This is a genomic window from Nocardia sp. No.11 (assembly GCF_038752175.1).
Taxonomy (GTDB): Bacteria; Actinomycetota; Actinomycetes; order Mycobacteriales; family Mycobacteriaceae; genus Nocardia; species Nocardia canadensis.
Genome location: NZ_JBCGFB010000232.1, coordinates 1 through 3,919, shown reverse-complemented (window position 1 = coordinate 3,919; position 3,919 = coordinate 1). Strand labels below are relative to the sequence as shown.

Annotated in this window: 4 protein-coding genes; all 4 read left to right on the top strand. The window is 70.4% G+C overall.

Annotated elements, in window-relative coordinates:
* Positions 1–152: 152 nt before the first annotated feature.
* The 4 genes from xerD (at position 153) to scpB (ending at position 3,751) form a co-directional block, all read left to right on the top strand.
* Positions 153–1,091, top strand: coding sequence for a site-specific tyrosine recombinase XerD (gene xerD / locus V8688_RS31570; RefSeq protein WP_316574142.1), 939 nt, complete (start codon positions 153–155; stop codon positions 1,089–1,091).
* 250 nt (positions 1,092–1,341) lie between these two features.
* Positions 1,342–2,175 (top strand): ParA family protein, encoded by an 834-nt coding sequence (locus tag V8688_RS31565; RefSeq protein ID WP_255586654.1) that lies wholly within the window; start codon positions 1,342–1,344, stop codon positions 2,173–2,175.
* Between the two features lie 8 nt (positions 2,176–2,183).
* The gene (locus tag V8688_RS31560; protein ID WP_308248326.1) at positions 2,184–3,056 is read left to right on the top strand and encodes a segregation/condensation protein A; all 873 of its coding nucleotides are present in this window, start codon (positions 2,184–2,186) and stop codon (positions 3,054–3,056) included.
* Between the two features lie 38 nt (positions 3,057–3,094).
* Positions 3,095–3,751: an SMC-Scp complex subunit ScpB gene (scpB, locus tag V8688_RS31555; protein WP_342802340.1), complete on the top strand. Its 657-nt coding sequence runs from the start codon at positions 3,095–3,097 to the stop codon at positions 3,749–3,751.
* Positions 3,752–3,919 lie beyond the last annotated feature (168 nt).

Below are 3,919 nucleotides of genomic sequence, written 5' to 3'. Positions count from 1 at the left end.
GCGGTGCCGTTGCGCCCCGCCGACGCGCCGTGGCCGGGTCAGCCGACCGCGTTCCTGCGGCGCAAGGCCGCCGAGGCGCGGTCCGGGAGCGGCGCGTGAGGACCACGACGTTGCCCGCCCCGGTGGTCGGCGGGGACTAGGCGGCATCGGGCGTGCTCGCGCGGGAGATCGACGCCTACCTCGACCACTTGGCGGTCGAGCGCGGAGCCGCGCGCAACACCCTCGGCGCCTACCGGCGCGACCTGGCTCGCTACCGCACCTTCCTGTCCGGTCGCGGCATCGCCGATCTCGGTGCGGTCGCGCAGGGCGACGTCGCGGAGTTCACCATGGCGTTGCGGTCGGGTGGGCCGGATCATCCGCCGCTGGCCGCCGGGTCCGTGGCCAGGGCCTTGATCGCGGTGCGTGGCCTGCACCGGTTCGCCGCCGCCGAGGGCATCACCGAGACCGACGTGGCGCACGCGGTGAAACCGCCCGCGCCGGGTCGGCGGCTGCCGAAGGCGCTGCCCTACGACCAGGTGCTGCGCGTTCTCGAAGCCGCGGGCGGCGACGGTGATTCGGGCGGTGCCGACGGTGGTCCGCGTGGCCTGCGCGACCGCGCGCTGCTGGAACTGCTGTACTCCACCGGGGCGCGGATCTCGGAGATGGTCGGTCTCGACGTCGACGACCTCGACGCCGAGCAGCGGTGCGTGGTGCTGCACGGCAAGGGCGGCAAGCAGCGGCTCGTGCCGATCGGCAGGCCGGCGCTCGCCGCGGTCGACGCCTACCTGGTGCGCGGTCGTCCGTCCCTGGCCGCCGCCGGAAAGGGTTCCGGCGGCGCCCTTTTCCTCAACGCGCGCGGGGGCAGGCTGTCCCGGCAGAGCGCCTGGCAGGTGTTGCAGACCGCCGCCGAACGCGCCGGGATCGGGGCGACGGTGTCGCCGCACACCCTGCGGCACTCCTTCGCCACCCACCTGCTCGACGGCGGCGCCGATGTGCGCGTCGTGCAGGAACTGCTCGGGCACGCCTCGGTCACGACGACGCAGATCTACACCCTCGTGACGGTGAGCGCGCTGCGCGAGGTCTGGGCCACCGCCCATCCGCGGGCCAGGTGAACCGGCACCGCGCGGTCGTGCCGGGCGGGTATCGTGCGAACACGCCCGGCGTTGCCATGCTGTACCTCACCGGTCCGAGCGGTAGCGTCTACCACCAGAGCTGGACCGTACGAAAGCGAGCCGGTCCCGAATCGGCCTCGCTACCCTCGACAGGGGTTACCGGTAGGAAACGTATAAGGAGCAGCGGATCGTGACGACAGCGGAAACACCGTGGGACGGTGGACCGGATCAGGTCGCCGAGGCCGTCGAGATGGGCCCGACCGGGCGCCCGCTGCGACTGGTACCCGAACCGCCGCAGGTGCAGCGTCACGGTGACGCGCTGGTGGTGGCCATGTGCAATCAGAAGGGCGGGGTCGGCAAGACCACCTCGACCATCAATCTCGGTGCGGCCCTGGCCGAATACGGCCGCCGCGTGCTCCTCGTCGACCTCGACCCGCAGGGCGCGCTCTCGGCGGGCCTCGGGGTGGCCCACCACGATCTCGACCTCACCGTGCACAACCTGCTGATCGGCGGGAAGGCAGGCGTCGACGACGTCCTGCAGACCACCAAGGTCGACGGGATGGACCTGTTACCCAGCAACATCGACCTGTCCGCGGCCGAGATCCAGCTGGTCAACGAGGTGGGCCGTGAGCAGTCGCTGGGCCGGGCCCTCGCGGGTGTGCGCGACCGCTACGACTACATCCTCATCGACTGCCAGCCCTCGCTCGGCCTGCTCACCGTCAACGCGCTGGCCTGCTCCGACGGGGTGATCATCCCGATGGAATGCGAGTACTTCTCGCTGCGTGGGCTCGCGCTGCTCAACGACACCGTCGAGAAGGTGCGCGACCGGCTCAACCCGCGCCTGAGCCTGTACGGCATCGTGGTCACCATGTTCGACGCCCGGTTGCTGCACTCCCGTCAGGTGATGTCGCGCGTGGTGGAGGTCTTCGGTGACCTGGTCTACGACACCGCGATCTCGCGCACCGTGCGGTTCCCCGACGCCAGCGTCGCCGGCGAGCCGATCACCACCTGGGCCCCGAAATCGGCGGGCGCGGAGTCGTATCGGGCGATGGCACGCGAAGTCATCCACCGGTCGGGCCGGTGATCGACGCAATACCCGAGGTGCACGAGGCTCAGCAAGAAGCGGCGCCCGCCGCCGAGAACACCGGGTTCCACCTGCGGCTGAAGAACTTCGAAGGCCCGTTCGACCTGCTGCTGACGTTGATCAGCTCGCGCAAGCTCGATGTCACCGAGGTCGCGCTGCATCAGGTCACCGACGAGTTCATCGCCTACACGAAAGCGTTGACCGCCGAGCTCGCCGAGAACACCAAGCTGCGCGCGGACAAGATCCTCGACCAGACCACCGAGTTCCTCGTCGTCGCGGCCACGCTGCTCGACCTGAAGGCGGCCCGGCTGCTGCCCTCGGGCGAGATGACCGACGCCGACGATCTGGAACTGCTCGACGCCCGCGACCTGCTGTTCGCCCGCCTGCTGCAGTACCGGGCGTTCAAGCAGGTGGCCGAACTGCTCGCCGAGCTGGAAGCCGCCGCGCTGCGCCGGTATCCGCGCTCGGTGGCGCTCGAGGAACAGTTCGAGGGGCTGTTGCCCGAGGTGACCCTCGGCGTCGACATCGGCGCGTTCGCCGAGATCGCGGCGGCGGCGTTCCGGCCGCGCCCGATTCCGCAGGTCGGTCTGGGGCATCTGCACATGCACACCATCTCGGTCGCCGAGCAGGCCGAGCTGGTGCTGGCCCGGCTCAAGGAACGCGGGCCCGGCGGCTGGACGACCTTCGCCGAACTGGTGGCCGATTGCACCGTCCCGGTGGAAATCGTCGCCCGGTTCCTGGCGTTGCTGGAGCTGTATCGCGGCAAGACCATCGCGTTCGACCAGCCCGATCCGCTCGGGCCGCTGGCCGTGAGCTGGCTCGGGGAGCTGGATCCGGACGCCGAAGCGGCGGCGTTGACGTTCGAGGAGGACTACGGATGATCGGGTCAGGCCCGCAGGCGGCGGCCGCAGGGCACAGCATGACCGAGGCAGTGGCGGAGTTCACTTCCGAGCCGCTCGAGGACGCGGAACTGCGCTCGGCGCTCGAGGCGATGTTGCTCGTCGTCGATGCTCCCGCGCCGGTAGAACAGCTGGCCGCGGCCCTGGACGACACCTCCGAGCGGGTCGAGGCCACCCTGCGCGCGATGGCCGCGGAGCTGACGGCCCGGGGCAGTGGCATCGACCTGCGTTTCGTCGGTGACGGCTGGCGCTTCTATACTCGACAGGAGTACGCGCCCTATGTCGAGCGGGTACTGCTCGACGGGGCCCGGACGAAGCTCACCCGGGCCGCCTTGGAGACCTTGGCGGTGATCGCCTACCGCCAGCCGGTGACCCGGACGAGGGTCAGCGCGGTTCGCGGGGTGAACGTCGACGGAGTGATGCGCACACTGCTGGCCAGGGGCTTGATCGCGGAAGCGGGTCAGGATCCCGACACCAACGGCACGTTGTACCGCACCACCGAGTTGTTCCTCGAACGGATCGGGCTCGCCTCACTGGGCGACCTGCCACCGCTGGCGCCGCTGCTTCCCGGCGTCGACCTGATCGACGAGATCAGCGAGAGCCTGGAGACCGATCCACGGTTCACCAGGCTGCATAAACCGGCCGAGTCCGACATGGACCTCGGCACCGACGATTGACAGGACAGATGAATAATTCCGCTCGCCGAGATGGCACACCGGACCGAAGAAAACGCAACGACCAGCCCCGTAGCGGCGCGAACCGAACCGCGGGAACCCGCGGCGGCACCGCGCGCACCGGGCAGTCGGGCAGCCGCGGGGAGGCCGGCGGCCGCCGCGGCACCGGCG